The organism is Microbacterium sp. 18062, assembly GCF_902706225.1.
Lineage (GTDB): Bacteria > Actinomycetota > Actinomycetes > Actinomycetales > Microbacteriaceae > Microbacterium.
Genome location: NZ_CACSKB010000104.1, coordinates 1 through 1408 on the forward strand (window position 1 = coordinate 1; position 1408 = coordinate 1408).

Consider the following 1408-nt stretch of genomic DNA (forward strand, 5'->3'; position numbering starts at 1 on the left):
CCGCGGGGCTCTCGTCGTCGTTGACGTAGAGGAGCCATCGTGGGAGCCCCAGTTGTTTCCGGCAAGAAGCAAAGAAGTGATCCCACGATGACCCACAACCAGTCTGCCTTGACGACCCTGATTGGCGAAGTCCTCGCCGATCCCGACCTTGCCCACTCGGACGTGTTCCGTCGGATGCTGCAGGCCGGGCTGCAGGACCTGATCAACGCGGAGGCCACCGCGAAGATCGGCGCCGCTCCGCATGAGCGCACCCCTGATCGCGTCACGCGCCGCAACGGCACCCGCCCGAAGACTCTCGCCACCCCGGCCGGGGAGGTCGACCTCGCGATCCCGAAGCTGCGGGAGGGGTCGTTCTTCCCGTCGCTGCTGTCCCCGCGGCGCCGGGTCGACAAGGCCCTCTACGCGGTGATCTGCCAGGCCTGGATCGACGGGGTCTCCACCCGCAAGGTCGACCAGCTGGTGCGGGCTCTGGGCAACGACACCGGCATCTCACGCTCCACCGTGTCGCGGATCTGCAGTGAGATCGACGAGACCGTGCACGAGTTCCTGCACCGCCGGCTCGATCACACCTGGTTCCCGTATCTGTTCCTGGATGCCACCTACCTCGACGTCCGTGTCCGCGGCCGCGTCGTCTCTCAAGCCCTCGTGGTCGCCACAGGCGTCTCCGGCGACGGCCGCCGCGAGATCCTCGGCATGAGCCTGGGAGACGCGGAGACCACGGACTTCTGGACCGAGTTCCTGCGCTCCCTGCGCGAGCGAGGACTGAAGGTCGCCACCGACGCCGACCCGCTGGGCGTCGCCCTGGTCACCAGCGACGCGCACGCCGGCCTGAAAGCCGCGGTCAAAGCGATCCTGCCCGGCGCCGGCTGGCAGCGCTGCCGCGTCCACTTCGCCAGGAACGTCACCCAGCGGCTCGGCTCAGCCCGCTCCAAGCCCGTCAACGCGCTGATCACCACGATCTTCGCCCAGACCACCGCCGAGGCCGTGACCGCTCAATACCGGCAGGTCACCGACAGCTTGCGCGCCTCGTTCTCTGACATCGCCGAGATGCTCCAGGCCGCCGAAGGCGACCTGACCGCCTTCGCGGCCCTGCCGCGTGAGCACTGGCAAAAGATCTGGTCCAACAACCCCATCGAGCGCCTCAACCGCGAGATCAAGCGCCGAGCCGACGTCGTCCAGATCTTCCCCGACCGCGACAGCGTCACCCGCCTCATCGGCGCCGTCCTGCAGGAGCAGCACGAGGAATGGCAATACGGCGAACGCCGCTACTTCTCCGAGATCTCCATGCGCAAACTCATCCACACCCTCCACGACCACGCAGAACCCGCCCGTCCCGAGCTCCACCTCACCGCCTGACCCCATCCATCACAGGAACAACCGAAGTGACACCACGCCACGGGACTTGACC

General features: G+C 67.5%; 1 protein-coding gene. It reads left to right on the forward strand.

Annotated elements, in window-relative coordinates:
- The first annotated feature begins 87 nt into the window (after positions 1-87).
- Positions 88-1356: an IS256 family transposase gene (locus tag GVL03_RS18770; protein WP_159502531.1), complete on the forward strand. Its 1269-nt coding sequence runs from the start codon at positions 88-90 to the stop codon at positions 1354-1356.
- Positions 1357-1408: the final 52 nt, after the last annotated feature.